This is a genomic window from Chryseolinea serpens, from assembly GCF_900129725.1.
GTDB classification, from domain to species: domain Bacteria; phylum Bacteroidota; class Bacteroidia; order Cytophagales; family Cyclobacteriaceae; genus Chryseolinea; species Chryseolinea serpens.
This window is the reverse complement of the sequence record NZ_FQWQ01000004.1, coordinates 476,986-492,315: the sequence shown is the minus strand read 5'-3', so window position 1 is coordinate 492,315 and position 15,330 is coordinate 476,986. Positions and strand designations below refer to the sequence as shown.

Here is a 15,330-nt window from a genome sequence, read left to right as displayed (position 1 = left end):
GGGGCGAAAAATCTTGGTTAACTTACTTTTAGAACCCCCTTGTAACTCTATAGTATATTAGTAGGAATCGATCCATGAAGGGCACCATTAGAATCAAAGACATTGCAAAAATGGCCAATGTCTCCATCGGAACAGTAGACCGCGTTATCCACAAGAGAGGTGAAGTTTCAACCGAATCATACCAGAAGGTGATGGCCATCCTGGAGAAAACCGGCTACAAACCCAACCTCATCGCCCGCACCTTGGGCAATCACAAAACATTCAAAGTGGTGGCCCTGCTGCCCGATGCAGCGCAGGACGAATACTGGAAAATGGCACACGAAGGTGTGATGAAGGCGGAGAAGGATTGGGCGCAATACGGCGTTGCCATCAAGGTCACGCCCTTCGACCTTTATGATAAGAAGTCGTTCAAGAAAAACTTCGCCTCCGCCATCAAGCTGGCCCCCGACGGCATCCTCACGGCGCCTATCTTCTACCAGGAGGCGATCGACTATTTCGAACAGTGCAAGACCCAGAAGATCCCTTTCGCCGTCTTCAACAACAACATTCCGAAGACCGGCTCCCTCACCTTCATCGGCCAGGACCTCTATGAGAGCGGCATGGTGGGCGCGGAACTGTTGCACATCAACCAGCAGCAACCCGGCACCTATGCGATGTTGCACGTGTACGACGACATCCACAGCTCCGTTCACTTGTCGGAAAAAGAAAAAGGGTTCAAACACTATTTCCATGGCGTAAAGACTCACAAGTGCACTGTGCTGAGCGTCGACCTCAACGTGAGCCACGAACCTACGCTCGAGAAAGAAATCAACCAGCTTCTGAATACACCCGACCTGAAAGGCATTATGGTGACCACCTCCAAAGGCGCCTCGATTGTTTCAAGGTTGTTGGAAAAACATGGCAAGAACGGAATCCGGTTGGTTGCCTACGATCTGCTGGAACAGAACATCTATTATCTAAAAAAGGGGATCATCGATTTCCTGATCAATCAAAATTCAAAACGGCAGGCGTTTACCGGGATCAACCAGCTGGCAGGCCACCTGGTTTTCAAAAAGGACGTGTTGGCTAACTATTATTTCCCGTTGGAGATCATTACGAAGAGCAATTTGAATTCACACCTGCAGGGAGCTGATCATTAAGTCCGGAAACCTTAGCCGGTAGAAATTGTTTCCTTGAGGTGAGCGTTCTTACGTGGACATTCCATAATTATCTACTCCGATGTCAATCGCGATAAAACGGGTTTATGAGCCATTCTCAAAGGCTGACGGCTACCGCATATTGGTCGACCGTCTATGGCCGCGCGGCATAAAAAAAGAAGCTGCGCATGTGGACCTATGGCTGAAAGAGGTAGCGCCTTCGACGGCGTTGCGGAAATGGTTTAATCACGAGCCGGAGAAGTGGAAATCGTTCTTAACAAAATATAATGCTGAATTGAAAGGATCTGCTGCGCTGGAAGAATTGCAGGCGTTGCGGAAACAACATAAAACGGTCACGCTGCTGTATGGTGCAAAAGACGAACAGCACAATCAAGCCGTTGCACTAAAACAATTTTCAGAGTGAAGGGCTTAAAAGCAGCAAATTTATCAAAGCTGCATGCTCATCCCTTCCCTTCTATCTTAATAAATAATGGCTGCGTCGGAATTTATAAGTTGTATGGCTTCAATAAATGAATTTGCGATCAGAATATACTCTCCCCTTCCATAATTCTTAAAAATTCCGGCTCTACCTTTCAGAAATCCAATGCTGTGACTATGGATAAGGTAGTCTGAGAACCCTACGTACTCTTTGTCATCATCGCGTTCATACTCGTCCACAATCACTCCCAGCGGCCAAATGCTAAACATGTTCTCTCTCATGTCGAAATCTGCAAATCCATCCACCTGGGTATAGAGTTCTTTAAACTCCACAGGAAATATGAATCCTATCATTTTCTCCACCCCTTGTATCGATGGAAGCAAAACACCCGGGTGCAGTTTAACTTCTTCGCTTCTCCACTGTTGTACGATTTCAAAAATAGCATTCTCCATTTGTGAAAAACTTCTAAGCTCAAACCCACGAATTTATTTTTCCCTTTACGCCAACGTTTCCTATCTTTGACGTATTAAGTTATAACTTAAACTTGGCGGACACCCTTACCGTTACCAAAAATATTGAAAATTTTAATATCCGGAAGGGTGCAAAGGATATCAACTATAAAAGGTTAAAAAAATGATCTCAAAACACAAGCTTTTCAAACATCCCGACTATCTGTTGTCGAAATATCAGGCTGAAGTATACCGCCAGTTGCAGCAATACATGGACGACCACGGCTTCACGCAAAAAGAAGTAGCCAAACATTTGGGAGTAAGTGGTTCCTATGTCAATCAGATACTAAATGGCAATTTCAATTTCACACTCAAGAAATTGATCGAGCTCTCTCTTATGATGGGCAAAGTCCCCACGCTTGAATTTGTGGACATCAACGATTATTTGGCCCGCGAGGGGAGCCAGAATTCAAAGAATGCTTTGGGTAAAGCCACCACAGAGAAGCGTATCGCCGTTACCATCAAAAGTAAAAGTCCCGGGAAGTCTACCGGAAAAGTCAAAGCGGTTAAGTCGGTGACAAGGACTTGATCTCTGCAAATCTTCCGGCTTGAGGCCGTTTTGTAGATTTGAAAGTCCTCTCCCCCACTTTCATCGACATCCTGTTACGTCACGCAAATAGTCATTATGACCTTCGGATGTATCGCGACGTTGAGGTCACATTACTCGCTGCTTTATGGTGTAAGTCCAAAGTCTTACAATATTCCTGACACCAGATGGTATCGATGAGAGACGTATCAACAAATATCAAGGTGTTTGTTTGCCGGCTCTCTCTTCATTTCCGGGATTGGATTTTGTTCAATCGGGAGATTATAAATTTGACTAGTGTTTTAAAACTTAGCAATATTGTAAGCCTAGGGCTTCAGTTGTCAGGAGAGTAAAGTCGGGCCACATAACTCAAGCGAAAATGAAAACAACATCAGTCGGGATACCACTTATTGTAATTGCCTTATTAACCGGTTGCAACAGCGAACAGCCGAAAGATGCGGGCACTGTTATTCACATCGACAACATGGTTGATCTGACCCATACGTTAACGCCGGACTTCCCCTTCATACCCGTAAAAAAATTAACCTATCCTTTCGAGCTCATTCCCATGGCAACGCTAAAGGACAATGGCGTCGAAGCAAATTCCTGGAAGATACACGAACACTTGGGCACACATACGGACGCGCCCAATCATTTCATTGCGAATCAAAAATCGCTTGATCAATTGGAATTGAAAAATCTGATCGTTCCGGTCGTCGTCATTGATATTGAAGAAAAAGCGTCAAAAGACAGAGATGCAACCTTGACCCGGGATGACATTGTTAAATTTGAGACGGAGTTTGGAAAGATACCTGACCACGCTTGTGTGATGATGTATTCCGGTTGGGAAAAACATTTAATGGATTCGTTGTTTGTCGGATTGGATGATCACCAAATCAAACACTATCCAGGGTTTTCAAATGACGCCATAAAATTTTTAGTGGAAGAAAGAAATATCGCAGGGATCGGCGTGGATGTGCTATCCTTTGACCCTGGGATCGATGAAAATTATACAGGACACAAAACCCTTTTTGAAGCTGGTAAATGGGGCGTCGAGTGTGTGGCTAACTTAAATAAAATTCCCAAAACAGGTGCGACGGTGATCGTTGCCGCACCTAAAGTGGGAAAAGCTACCGGCGGGTTTTCAAGGATCATTGCCGTTTGGTAAGCCGCGGCAGGAATTCATTGACCCTGGGTAACCCATGCGGTTGCTAGAAAGTTAACCTGGCGATCTTCACCATCTTATCCTTGTCGTCCGTCCAGGCAAAAAAGATTTCGTTGCCCGACTTTGTCATTTGGGGGAAACCGCTCGACCTTGCCTCCGACGACGACGCAATGATGAGTGATGAGTCCTTTGTTCCATCGGCATGTACTTTTGCCGCCTTGATCGTAGGGCCCTCCATCCAACTGACCATGACCGATTTGCCTTCCAGTATCACGAGATCCACCCTGCCCACGGCCCTGCCTTCATCCACCTGAACAGGCTTGCCAAACGACTCTCCGCCATCCTCTGAAAAAATCACGTTTACTTTCGACTTGCCGCCGGAAACGGTATACCAGGCAATGGCCAGGAAGTTTCCGTTGGCCACCACACGCGGTCCGTTAACGGGGCATCCTGCGATCTTCCATTGGTCGTGATGAATCGCTTCCGGCTTGGTCCAACCGTTGTTCACGAAACGCACGATAGACATATCGCGGATCTCATCTTCCGAACGATCGCGGTAGACGACAACAGGGCCACTCTCGGTTATGGCCGCGCTGGTCTGACAACAATCACAAGTCCGGTCATCCAATTCCCATTCACTTATTTTATTCCCTTCCTTGTCGACAATCGCCGCGCGCAAACTCATTGGCCCCTGGTGTCGATCGTGGTTTTCTGTTCCTTCGACTACCGTATTTCTACCATCCAGCCAGGCAAAGAAAAAATTCTCCCGGTAGGGAAGCATGGACACAAAGCCGTGTTCGGCTTCTTTGCCGTCGTCATGCAACGTTATGGGATCCTTCCATGTTTTGCCTTGGTCGGGGGAGGATGTTACCTTAACATTATAGGAGTACACTCCTTCTCCATTTTTTTCGAGGTAATGCGCAACCAAATCCTGACCAGACGATGCGATCATCGGGTAGTCCGCCCAGTTCACAAACCAATTCTTTCCCGAATCGATTAAGATGGGTTCAGACCACTTCCCCGCCGTCAGGCTCGAGTATTTAAAGGCATGATGACCCTTCATCTTTTCCAACCACGACAAGTAAACTTTGCCCTTTTCATCGGCAAACAGATAAGGCTCACCGCTGCCCTCCTTGGCGGGCGAATCCATGGCGATGATTGTTGCGCTTTCATTTGTCTTCTGAACATTACACCCGGCAACGAATAACCATAACAGGGCGAGAAACGGGGATCTATTCATTGGTTGTCAATGATTTTGGTTAGTAGTTCGATGTTGGCGGCTTCGTCCCATTCGCGATAGCCTGTCTCCAAAAAGACCAGTTCGCCTGCGGGATTGATGATGTAGGTAGTGGGCAGTGCCTGGATGTTGAGTTCTTCAAGGTTTTGCAGCTGCACATACTGAAGATCGAGATTTCGTTTTGTTGCAAAACCTTGAATTTCCTCGATCGACTCATTGGAGGCAACCAGAAAGGCGATGTTTCGGTCCTTTAAAATATTTTTTGCCCTTTCGATGGAAGGCATCTCTTTAATGCAAGGCCCGCACCAGGTTGCCCAAATATTTATAAAAACCGTTTTCCCATGATACTGACTTAACGCAATGGCTTCATTGTTCAGGTTGTTGATCTTGATTTTAGTGGTGATGCTCTCCTCTTCTGGTGCGGCTGCTTGTTCTGAAGGTTTACTTTTGCATCCCAGCATACCCCATACAAACACTACACACGCAAAAGATGTAAGCCCTGCGCGGTAGCCCATGATTAGGGTGGATGTGTATTTAATTAACAAGTGTCTCATGTTGTCCTGACTACGTTTTAGATTATCCATACAATTTTTCTTACTCCACAAAAAAGTATGGATGGCGCCAACCTAGACACCATCCGGTCCATTTTATGCTGACCCGTAAGGGTTTTATTTCTTAGTGCTCATGCTCACCGTGCACCTTTGTGCTGTCGGCGTTCACGGCTACCAGTTTCATTCCGCACTTGGAGCAGGCATCCCCGGCCTTACCCGTTACTTCGGGATGCATGGGGCAGGCGTATGCCATTTGTGTTGAGTCCATTTCATCATGATGCGCGGTGGTATCGCCTGCCTCGTGATGATGTTCTTCGGTACTTTGTTCCTTTTTGCCACCGCAGCTGGAAATCAATACCGCGGAAGCAAATAGGCCGGCGATGACGATGGTCGCTGTTAAGATTGTCTTTTTCATAGTTGTTGGTTTTGCGTTTAGCATGAGTTAAATATTAATTAATGATGATGTCCCTTTTCCAGGTATTTGCCCTGAGGGCCGATGCCTTCGAGATGCACTAGCTGCGCACCGTAGTGTCCCGCCAGGGCCACACTGCATCCTGAGACGGTAAGGACCAAGGCGATGATCGCCATGGCCCACCGTTTTGTTTTGAAGAAAAATAAATTCAGGGCTTGCAACAGCAGACTGAATAGGCCGGTGTTAATGGTCCAGTCCGCCCACATATCGTGTTGTTTCAATACACTTTTGGCGTGATCGCTGATCCCATGAGTGTGCGGATGAAAATTCCTTCCCGCCATCCATGCCGCCAGTACCCCGACCAGAAGAATGCCGGTGATGATCCAGGCAACCTCCTTCTTGATCAGGATTAGATTCAGCAGTTGGAGAACGGCGGCCACCATGATCAATACAATAGCAAAATGGACGATGAGCGGGTGAAGCGTGGGGAAGTCGCCGAGGTCTGCTGTGACCTTGGATGGACCATTTGTCGCGGCCTCATCCTGGTGATGAACAGTATCGACCTGAACGTGTCCGGCGTGCGTTGCTGTGCTGTCTTGCGCGTTCTTTTTATGTCCTTGATGAGCATCTACAGACAGAGAGATAGAAAGCATCAGCGCCATCCCTAGCACCAGTTTTATTTTCATGTAAAATTCTTTTATTAACCAAGCATCAGAGGCTGGAAAATGCCTTCCATTGTCTGGCTTGCGTTACACATTTAGTGAAGTCAATAGGTTTTTTACCAGGCGAAGACCATAGGATTCCATGACGGAATCGCTTCCTGGATTTTTAAGAAAGGAAATTAGGAGGGCCGCGTAATGATCGAAGCGTGAGAAAGATCCTGTTTGGCAAGTCGCGTGCGTGGGGCACGGGTGACGCCAGGTAGGTCACGAGCGGCAAAGCCACCGAAATGACAACGGATTGCTCGCATGCCAGTTCAGGGCGTTGCTGTTTTTCCTGGTATGAATATTTTACAGAACCAATAAAATCCGCGTTGGAAAAATGCGCAAAGACCGGCAAAGCGGGCTTTGATTTTTCACCATGCGAATGTGAATGCTGGTGACCATGATGGTGGTGAGAAGCCGTCGCTTTGCCCTGCTTTCCCTTTTCCTTGGAATGGGCGTGGGGAAGCACACTATGCGCCAATGACATCGCAAACGCGATGCTGAACAGATAGGCTACCCATTGGCTTCTTATCATTTCTATACCCCCTTTTGAGTAGGGGTCTTTTGTGCTTTTTTCAAAAATACCTAAAAATGTCGCAAAAAGCCCAACAGACGAGGTCGGGGGGACAATAAATTAAATCCATAAAATATTGCGCAAGCATTTACTTGCATTATATTTGCAAGCACTTACTTGCATATTATGAAAGCCAGACGGGACGTCTACCAAGCCATTGCCGACCCCACGCGGAGGGCCATCATCAACTTGATTTCTGCGGAACCGCACAATGTGAACGCCATTGCCGAAAAATTCGACGTCAGCCGGCAGGCGATATCCCTGCATGTCAAAATCCTCATCGACTGTGGCCTCATCACCATTACACAACGTGGTCGCGACCGGTTTTGCGAGGCGCAGTTGGATCAGCTCAGTGAAGTGTCGGCGTGGGTGGATCAGTACCGGAAGCATTGGGAGAGCAAGCTCGACACCCTGGAATCTTATTTGGAAAAACTCAAAAAACAACGCTATGGAAAACAAAAAAAGTAACACGGCCGACCGTGAACTTCGCTTCTCGAGAAAGCTGAACGCGCCCATCGACCTTGTGTGGGAAGTTTGGACCACACCCGAACACATTGCCAATTGGTGGGGCCCAAACGGGTTCACCAACACCATCCACAAGATGGATCTCAAACCCGGTGGCGAGTGGGATTTGGTCATGCACGGTCCCGACGGAACGAACTATAAAAACAAGAGCATCTTCAAAGAAATCATTCTTCATAAAAAGCTGGTCTACGAACACGTTACAGGACCCAAGTTTGTGGCCACGATAGAGTTTCAGGAGCAGGGCGATCAAACCTTCATCACCTGGCACATGCTTTTTGAAAGTGTGGAAGAATTTATCCAGACCGTGAAAACATTCAAAGCCGACGAAGGCCTGAGACAAAATATCGAGAAACTCGATGTATACCTGTCAGGATTGAAAACAAAAACACAACCCTGAATGATATGAAAAAAATTATCACGTTACTTATTTCGACCATCGCACTTATAAATGTGGCGGTCGCACAAAACGGAAAATACGCCGACGTCAATGGCCTGCACATGTACTACGAGATCCATGGCACTGGCAAACCCTTGGTCCTCCTTCACGGCGGGGGATCCACCATACAATCCACCTTTGGCCGGCTCATTCCGGCGTTGTCCAAAACGCATATGATCATTGCCGTGGAGTTGCAGGCTCACGGTCATAGCAACAACCGTGACGGCCGGCAAATCACTTTCGAGCAGGACGCCGATGATGTGATTGCCCTGCTGCAGCAGCTAAAAATTGACAAGGCCGATATTTTTGGTTTTAGCAACGGCGGCACCACGGCATTGCAAATTGCCATTCGCCGGCCGGCCCTGGTGGATAAACTCATCATTGCCTCTTCGATGTACAAACGCGCCGGTGTGGCACCTGGGTTTTGGGAGGCCATGAAGGCTGCAAAGTTTTCTGACATGCCTGACGTTTATAAGAAAGAATTTCTGTCGGCCAATCCCAGCGAGCAAGCGTTGCACATCATGTTCGAGCAGTGCGCACACCGGATGCAGCAATTCAAAGACATACCCGACGAGACCATCAGTGCCATTCAGCAACCCGCGTTGATCCTTGCCGGCGACAAAGACGTGCCTTTGCCGGAACATGCCGTTGAAATGTATCGCCGGATGCCTCATGCCAGTCTTGCACTATTTCCCGGTGGTCATGGAACGTTTATGGGAGAGCTCGCGATGTTGAAAGCGGCGCATACTCCGCCAGTAGCCCTGCCGGTGATCGAGGACTTTCTGAACGCCGCTAGCCCGAAATAATATCACACGCTTGGTGTTATTATCTTCCAGATTAGGGTGGTCTCGTATCGCTGGAGTTCTATGTACGTCCATAGACGCCGGCGATAGAGACCTACCCTTACATCGTCGTGTAAAAAATTCCCCAATCCTTCTCTTCGCAAAAACGCCACGACAGCAATTCAAAACACGCGAGCGCTTCTACAAAGTCCTTTAGACTATAAGTCCCCCAAGCGGAGTGCCTTGTAGCCAACCGCGCCAAGCTAACCCAAGCAAAATCCATCTTGTATTTTGCCGCGGGAACGATACCGCCAGCACTGTCCGCGATCTTTTTCATACGTCATTTCCGGACACCTGTCTATACATTTAATCGGGGAACAAATTTTGTGACGTGATTTGTCTAAAAATTATCATCTCGAAATCGCAAACGATTGACTTTGCCTCGATAGTTTCTTATCATTGACATAAATCAACATCAACGGGGAAACACTGCGCTCGAGATGGCCGAACGATGTGTGGACTTTGTTCATGTGTAAAACAAAACGATAACAAATCGATAAAAAATCATTCATCAAAATTCTCAACGGCGCGCAAAGAAATGAGTGCAGTTGAACTTTGAAGTTGACCATCCAACCGGTTGTGCAGGATACATGCGCTGAGCTTTTGTGAAAATGAAATTCCTGTACCACGCCATTCTTTAATAGAGAGTTTGATTTAGCGGGCTTTATTCGAGCGCCACAAGGTTCACAAGCCTCTTCATTTTTTGAAAAGGCTTTTGTAACCACCAACCCTAGCGTTGGTATTCCTTTTTCATTTGGTATTTCTTTTTTGTTGAATCGAACGTCATCGTATCCTCGTGCGCATGCACGGCACGGTGTCGTCTAACACCAGGGTTGACCGTTTCCGATTGCCGTACAGCGACAACGTTGTGCGCGTAGCGTGCAGCCTTTTTTTAAAGATTGTTCACATAAAATCTGTCTATGTAAAAAACAATACCCCCCATGAAAAACATTCTCCCCCCCCACCCGTTGCTGACCAACAGCAACACATCAGGCCGCCTGCCTGCGCAGGAAAAATACTGGCCTATCGGCGACTTCTTTGACCGACACGCGTGTCCCATCCTTCACGACACGCGATCTCATCACCACCCAAAACACGGTTTGCCGGATTTCCTGTAAGGGAATCGCACGTCGCCTTATTTTCTTATTTGTATTCGTCAACTTAACCCCAATACCTATGAGTATTCAATTACGCAATGCATTATGCTGTATTGCCTTGTCAGCAACGCTATGCTTCCTACCTGAAGCAGCGTTTTCAAAAACCCGGACGCCCGACAGTCCGGCAGCTCCCGAAATAACAATCACAGGAAAAGTAACAGAGGAAACCGGCGAATCCTTGCCGGGTGTAAACGTCCTGGTGAAGGGTACCACATCCGGAACCACAACAGATTCGGATGGTAACTATACGCTCGTGGTGCCCGACAACAGCACTGCGCTGATCTTTTCATTCATCGGCTATGTGACACAAGAAGTGAGCATCGACAACAGAACGTCGATCAACGTGACGTTGGCCGTCGACATTGTGTCGCTGTCTGAAGTGGTGGTCACGGGTTATGGATCGCAATCCAAACGCGACATCACGGGTGCTGTGTCCACGATCGCGTCCGACCGTTTGCTCTCCACGCCCTCGACCAACCTGGGTCAAGCTATGCAGGGCAAGGTGGCCGGTGTGACCGTGGGGAATGAGAACAGTCCCGGCGGTGGTGTCATGGTCCGTATCCGCGGCTTTGGTACCGTCGGCGATAACTCTCCGCTCTACGTTATTGACGGCGTGCCCACCAAGGGCAATTTGAACACCATCAACCAAAACGACATCGAGTCGATCCAAGTGTTGAAGGATGCATCGTCTGCTTCGATCTATGGTTCGCGCGCCGGGAATGGCGTGGTGATCATCACCACCAAAAAAGGTAAAGCCGGCAAGCCCGTTTTCACCTATGACATGTACTATGGCACGCAACGACCCGGCAAGCTGTTGAGCATGCTGAACACCCAGCAGTATGCCGACCTGACCTGGGAGGCGCGTAAAAATGCGGGCGCTGTGGGTGCGAATGGCAATCCCGCGCACGCCCAATTCGGAAATGGCGCTACACCTGTCATACCGGACTACATCTTTCCGGCCGGTGCCATGGAAGGCGATCCTCGTGTTGCCCAGGATGCCAATGGAAAATACATCAACTACAGCAACAACATCGATGCCCCCGATTTCAACAAGACCAAATGGCTCATCACCAAAGCCAACAAGACCGGCACCAACTGGCTGGACGAGATCTTCAATCCGGCACCCATTCAGAATCACCAGATCGGTGTTTCCGGTGGCAATGAAAGCGGGCGTTATGCCATGTCGCTAAATTACTTCGATCAAAAGGGTATCATGATCTACACGAATTTCAAACGCTATTCGATACGGGCGAACACGGAGTTCAACATCAATAAAAAATTCCGCGTAGGCGAAAACCTCCAGGTCGCTACTACTCAACGGGTGAACCAGCCCAATGGAAACAGCCAGGAGAGCAACCCCACATCCTTTGCGTTCCGCATCCAACCGATCGTGCCCGTCTATGATGTTTCCGGAACAACGTTCGCCGGCACCCGGGGCACTGACCTCGACAACTCGCGCAACCCCGTGGCCGACCTGTGGCGCAACAAAGACAACATCCAGAAAGAAGTCCGCTTGTTTGGAAATGCCTATGCCGAGTACGACATCCTCGAAAATCTTACGGCCAAAACCAGCTTCGGCATAGACTACAACATCTTCAATTTCCGGGACTATACCATACGCGACATCGAATCGGCTGAAGCCCGCGGATCGAATTCGTTAAAAACAACCAACAACTACGAATGGACCTGGACGTGGTTCAACACGCTTACCTACAACGCCACCATTGCCGACATTCACAAATTGAATTTCATCCTCGGTGTCGAGTCCATCAAAGATTACTATGAAACCTTCGACGCCAGCCGTACCAATTTTGCCTCCGACGATATCGAGAACCGCTATCTGAGTGGCGGTACGGGCGTTCAAACCAACAACGGCGGGGCGAACAACTGGAGCCTCGCATCTGAATTCGCCAAGGTGAACTACAACCTGAAGGACAAATATTTGTTGGAAGGAACTGTGCGCCGCGACCGTTCCTCGCGGTTCTCTGCCGCAAACCTGGTGGCCTATTTCCCGGCCGTGAGTGCCGGTTGGGTGATCTCGGAAGAGTCGTTCGCCCAAGGCATGAACACCTGGCTCGACCGCGCCAAGCTTCGGGTAGGTTGGGGACAAACCGGGAACCAGGAGATCCCTTATTATAATCCCCTCACCATCTACTCCACCAACCCTGCCACCTCCTTCTACGATTTGGGCGGCACCCGCACCACGGCCATTCCCGGATATGAGTTAACGCAATTCGGAAACCCGAATGCAAAATGGGAAACGACCACCACCACCAACATCGGCCTTGATGTCACTTTGATGAACGGCAAATTCGATATGAACCTGGATTGGTATACACGCCTCACATCCGACATGCTCTTCCCCGTAGCTGCACCGTTGACAGCCGGTGTGGCCAACGTGCCTTCTCAGAACATCGGAACCATGCGGAATCGTGGAATCGATCTCGCGTTGGCCTACCATGGTCAGGCGATGGGCAACGAGCTCAGCTACAACATCGAGGGTAATTTCAGCATGTATCGCAACGTGGTTACCAAAACCAATGGCGATGCCAACACACAATTGTTCGGCCTCAACGACGAGCGTATTCAAAACTTCATCGTCACGCAGCAGAACTATCCCATCTCCTCCTTCTTCGGCTACACCATCGACGGTATTTTTCAAACCGACGACGAGGCCGCGGCAGCCCCTGTGAACAACCTGGGCACCAATCAGAACAGAGCCGGAAGGTTTAAATTCAGGGATGTGAACAACGACGGCGTGATCAACACCAAGGACCTTTCCATCATTGGCAATCCGCACCCCGATTTCACCTATGGCTTAAACATCAATGTCAACTATAAAAACTTCGGGCTGACCCTTTTTGGTCAAGGTGTTTATGGCAACCAGATCTTCAACTACGTGAAATACTGGACCGACTTCCCCACCTTTGCCGGAAACCGGAGCACGCGCATGCTCAACGATTCGTGGAGACCGGGCAAAACAGACGCCATTCTTCCGCAGTTAACCTCCAGCGACCAGGTGAGCATTCTGCCTTCTACCTACTACCTGGAGTCGGGCTCTTATTTCCGTTTCAAGAACATTCAAGTGACCTACACACTGCCCAAAGGGTTGGTATCTAAAATCGGTATGTCTTCCGTTCGCGTCTATGTTCAAGGACAGAACCTGTGGACCATCACCAACTATTCGGGCATGGACCCCGAGATCAACCTGCGTACCTACACGGCGGGTAACGACCGCGTAGCCGGAAGCTATGGTTACACCACCGGAAGCGATCGCCAACTCGGTGTGGACGGTGGAGCCTACCCTGCAGCAAAGCAATACCTGGTGGGTCTGAATTTAACCTTCTAACGAATTCTGTTTATGAAAAATCGATCAAACATTATACACATGAAAAAGATCACGATCCTATGTGGCGTCATCCTCCTCACGCTGTGGAGCGCCTGTTCCGATTCTTTTCTCGACGTGAAGCCCAAAGCGGCACTCAGCAGCACCACGTTACAAAATACAAAAGGTGTCAACTCGCTTCTCGTGGCAGCCTACTCCATGCTTGATGGCTGGGCCACCGCAGAAGGTGCCTACCGCTCCTACCAGGTCGGCGCCGACAACTGGGTCTATGGCAGTGTGGCCTCCGACGACGCCTACAAGGGAACCATCGCGGGTGACCAGCCCCCTATCTCCCTGATCGAGCAAGCCAACATCGCTTCTGACAACATCTATTTCAGAGGCAAGTGGCGCGGCATGTACGACGGCATTGCCCGTTGCAACGACGCTTTACAACTTCTGGCAAAGGTGACCGACATCTCCGACGCGGAACGCGCAGAGATCACCGCCGAAGCCCGCTTTCTGCGTGGACATTTTCATTTCGAACTGAAGAAAATGTATAACATGGTGCCCTACATCGACGAGGTGGTCTACGATCCCAACAACCTGGAAAGCACCAAAGTACCCAACACCGCCGACATCTGGCCAAAGATCGAAGCCGATCTGCAAGCCGCCTATGGCGTTCTCCCCACAACGCAAGCCCAGAAGGGCCGTGCCTCCAAATGGGCTGCTGCCGCCACGCTGGCAAAAGCCTATTTGTTCCAGGAAAAATGGAGCGATGCCAAAACATTGCTCGAGGAGATTGTGGCCAGCAACCAGTTTGCACTCATGGATAAATACCACGACAATTTCCGCCAGGTCACCAACAACAATAAGGAATCCATCTTCGAAGTACAGTATTCCGTGAACGACGGTGCACCGGGCGGCGAAAACGGCAATATCGGTTCAACGCTTAACTATCCTTATGGCGGTGGCGGCGTGACTACGTGCTGCGGATTTTTCCAACCGTCACAGAACCTTGTCAATGCCTTCAAGACCGATGCTAACGGATTGCCTCTGCTCGACACGTTCAACGACGCCGACGTCACTAATGACCAGGGTATCGAAGCGACAGCGCCATTCACACCGTATACCGGTACCGTTGATCCGCGTCTCGACTGGACCGTTGGACGCCGCGGCATTCCCTATCTAGACTGGGGTGTGCATCCCGGCAAGACCTATGTGCGCGACCAAGCCTACGGCGGTCCTTACTCTCCCAAGAAACACGTGATGTACCGGTCCGATGTCGGCTCCGCCACGTTCGCCGGCAACCCACGCCTCAATGCCAACAACTACCGCATGATCCGCTATTCGCATGTGATCCTGTGGCTTGCTGAGATTGCCGTGAAACAAGGTGATCTTGAAACTGCCCGTGGCTATGTGAACCAGATCCGCGCCAGAGCAGCCCATCCCGATGGCTTTGTGAAGAATGCCGACGGCACACCGGCCGCCAACTATCTCATCGGCGAATACACCACCACGTGGACAGACGCCGCCATGGCCCTCAAGGCCGTTCAGTTTGAACAACGCCTGGAGTTTGCCATGGAAGGTCACCGTCGCTTCGACCTCGTGCGCTGGAAAATTGCTGCGGAAACTCTGAACGCCTATTACCTGGTGGAAGGCACAAAACGTTCGTACCTGAAGAACGTCCAGTTTGTGTCCAACAAACACGAATATTTCCCCATCCCCATCCAGGAGATCCTCAACACCCAGGTCGCCGGCCAACCGACGCTTACACAGAACCAGGGATATTGAC

The 15,330-nt window shown here is 49.4% G+C and carries 17 protein-coding genes; 10 read left to right on the top strand and 7 right to left on the bottom strand.

Features of this window, described 5'->3' with window-relative positions; all coding sequences use genetic code 11:
* Positions 1 to 74 precede the first annotated feature (74 nt).
* Both BUB30_RS26620 and BUB30_RS26615 read left to right on the top strand, forming a co-directional pair.
* Positions 75 to 1,139, top strand: coding sequence for a substrate-binding domain-containing protein (locus tag BUB30_RS26620; protein ID WP_073140682.1), 1,065 nt, complete (start codon positions 75 to 77; stop codon positions 1,137 to 1,139).
* Between the two features lie 79 nt (positions 1,140 to 1,218).
* Entirely contained in the window at positions 1,219 to 1,560 is a 342-nt protein-coding gene (locus tag BUB30_RS26615) for a DUF488 domain-containing protein (RefSeq protein WP_221408806.1), read from the top strand.
* Positions 1,561 to 1,616: 56 nt separating this feature from the next.
* On the opposite strand, the gene BUB30_RS26610 is transcribed toward BUB30_RS26615, so the two are convergent.
* Positions 1,617 to 2,027, bottom strand: coding sequence for an SMI1/KNR4 family protein (locus tag BUB30_RS26610; protein WP_073140679.1), 411 nt, complete (start codon positions 2,025 to 2,027; stop codon positions 1,617 to 1,619).
* A 181-nt stretch (positions 2,028 to 2,208) separates the two neighbouring features.
* Here BUB30_RS26610 and BUB30_RS26605 point away from each other — a divergent pair, with 181 nt between their 5' ends.
* Together BUB30_RS26605 and BUB30_RS26600 are read left to right on the top strand one after the other, a co-directional pair.
* On the top strand, positions 2,209 to 2,613 hold the full coding sequence (locus BUB30_RS26605; RefSeq protein ID WP_073140676.1) for a helix-turn-helix domain-containing protein: 405 nt from the start codon (positions 2,209 to 2,211) through the stop codon (positions 2,611 to 2,613).
* Positions 2,614 to 2,989: 376 nt separating this feature from the next.
* Positions 2,990 to 3,778: a cyclase family protein gene (locus BUB30_RS26600; RefSeq protein ID WP_084138419.1), complete on the top strand. Its 789-nt coding sequence runs from the start codon at positions 2,990 to 2,992 to the stop codon at positions 3,776 to 3,778.
* Between the two features lie 43 nt (positions 3,779 to 3,821).
* On the opposite strand, the gene BUB30_RS26595 is transcribed toward BUB30_RS26600, so the two are convergent.
* From BUB30_RS26595 to BUB30_RS34925, 5 genes are all read right to left on the bottom strand, one after another.
* A complete protein-coding gene (locus BUB30_RS26595; RefSeq protein WP_221408805.1) occupies positions 3,822 to 4,925 on the bottom strand; it encodes a sialidase family protein in 1,104 nt (367 codons plus the stop codon).
* 86 nt (positions 4,926 to 5,011) lie between these two features.
* Entirely contained in the window at positions 5,012 to 5,596 is a 585-nt protein-coding gene (locus BUB30_RS26590) for a TlpA family protein disulfide reductase (protein ID WP_084138418.1), read from the bottom strand.
* A gap of 91 nt (positions 5,597 to 5,687) precedes the next feature.
* Positions 5,688 to 5,978, bottom strand: a complete 291-nt coding sequence (locus BUB30_RS35320; protein WP_073140665.1) for a heavy metal-binding domain-containing protein — start codon at positions 5,976 to 5,978, stop codon at positions 5,688 to 5,690.
* Positions 5,979 to 6,016: 38 nt separating this feature from the next.
* Positions 6,017 to 6,661, bottom strand: coding sequence for a DUF2231 domain-containing protein (locus tag BUB30_RS26580; RefSeq protein WP_073140662.1), 645 nt, complete (start codon positions 6,659 to 6,661; stop codon positions 6,017 to 6,019).
* A 142-nt stretch (positions 6,662 to 6,803) separates the two neighbouring features.
* Positions 6,804 to 7,214 carry a hypothetical protein gene (locus BUB30_RS34925; RefSeq protein ID WP_143165094.1) on the bottom strand — a complete coding sequence of 137 codons (411 nt, stop codon included), beginning with the start codon at positions 7,212 to 7,214 and terminating at the stop codon, positions 6,804 to 6,806.
* A gap of 165 nt (positions 7,215 to 7,379) precedes the next feature.
* Here BUB30_RS34925 and BUB30_RS26575 point away from each other — a divergent pair, with 165 nt between their 5' ends.
* From BUB30_RS26575 to BUB30_RS26565, 3 genes are read left to right on the top strand one after another with little or no spacing between them, the layout of a single operon-like run.
* Positions 7,380 to 7,721: an ArsR/SmtB family transcription factor gene (locus tag BUB30_RS26575; protein WP_073140660.1), complete on the top strand. Its 342-nt coding sequence runs from the start codon at positions 7,380 to 7,382 to the stop codon at positions 7,719 to 7,721.
* Positions 7,702 to 8,175 (top strand): SRPBCC family protein, encoded by a 474-nt coding sequence (locus tag BUB30_RS26570; protein WP_073140657.1) that lies wholly within the window; start codon positions 7,702 to 7,704, stop codon positions 8,173 to 8,175. The genes BUB30_RS26575 and BUB30_RS26570 overlap by 20 nt, the downstream gene beginning before the upstream one ends.
* A 5-nt stretch (positions 8,176 to 8,180) precedes the next feature.
* Positions 8,181 to 9,020: an alpha/beta fold hydrolase gene (locus tag BUB30_RS26565; RefSeq protein WP_073140654.1), complete on the top strand. Its 840-nt coding sequence runs from the start codon at positions 8,181 to 8,183 to the stop codon at positions 9,018 to 9,020.
* Between the two features lie 97 nt (positions 9,021 to 9,117).
* Here BUB30_RS26565 and BUB30_RS26560 read toward each other — a convergent pair whose 3' ends face one another.
* On the bottom strand, positions 9,118 to 9,333 hold the full coding sequence (locus BUB30_RS26560; RefSeq protein WP_073140651.1) for a hypothetical protein: 216 nt from the start codon (positions 9,331 to 9,333) through the stop codon (positions 9,118 to 9,120).
* A gap of 664 nt (positions 9,334 to 9,997) precedes the next feature.
* On the opposite strand from BUB30_RS26560, the gene BUB30_RS35315 reads away from it, so the two are divergent.
* From BUB30_RS35315 to BUB30_RS26550, 3 genes are read left to right on the top strand one after another with little or no spacing between them, the layout of a single operon-like run.
* On the top strand, positions 9,998 to 10,174 hold the full coding sequence (locus BUB30_RS35315; protein ID WP_178377209.1) for a hypothetical protein: 177 nt from the start codon (positions 9,998 to 10,000) through the stop codon (positions 10,172 to 10,174).
* Positions 10,175 to 10,232: 58 nt separating this feature from the next.
* Positions 10,233 to 13,562: a SusC/RagA family TonB-linked outer membrane protein gene (locus tag BUB30_RS26555; RefSeq protein WP_084138417.1), complete on the top strand. Its 3,330-nt coding sequence runs from the start codon at positions 10,233 to 10,235 to the stop codon at positions 13,560 to 13,562.
* 39 nt (positions 13,563 to 13,601) lie between these two features.
* Positions 13,602 to 15,329: a RagB/SusD family nutrient uptake outer membrane protein gene (locus tag BUB30_RS26550; RefSeq protein WP_073140649.1), complete on the top strand. Its 1,728-nt coding sequence runs from the start codon at positions 13,602 to 13,604 to the stop codon at positions 15,327 to 15,329.
* Position 15,330: the final 1 nt, after the last annotated feature.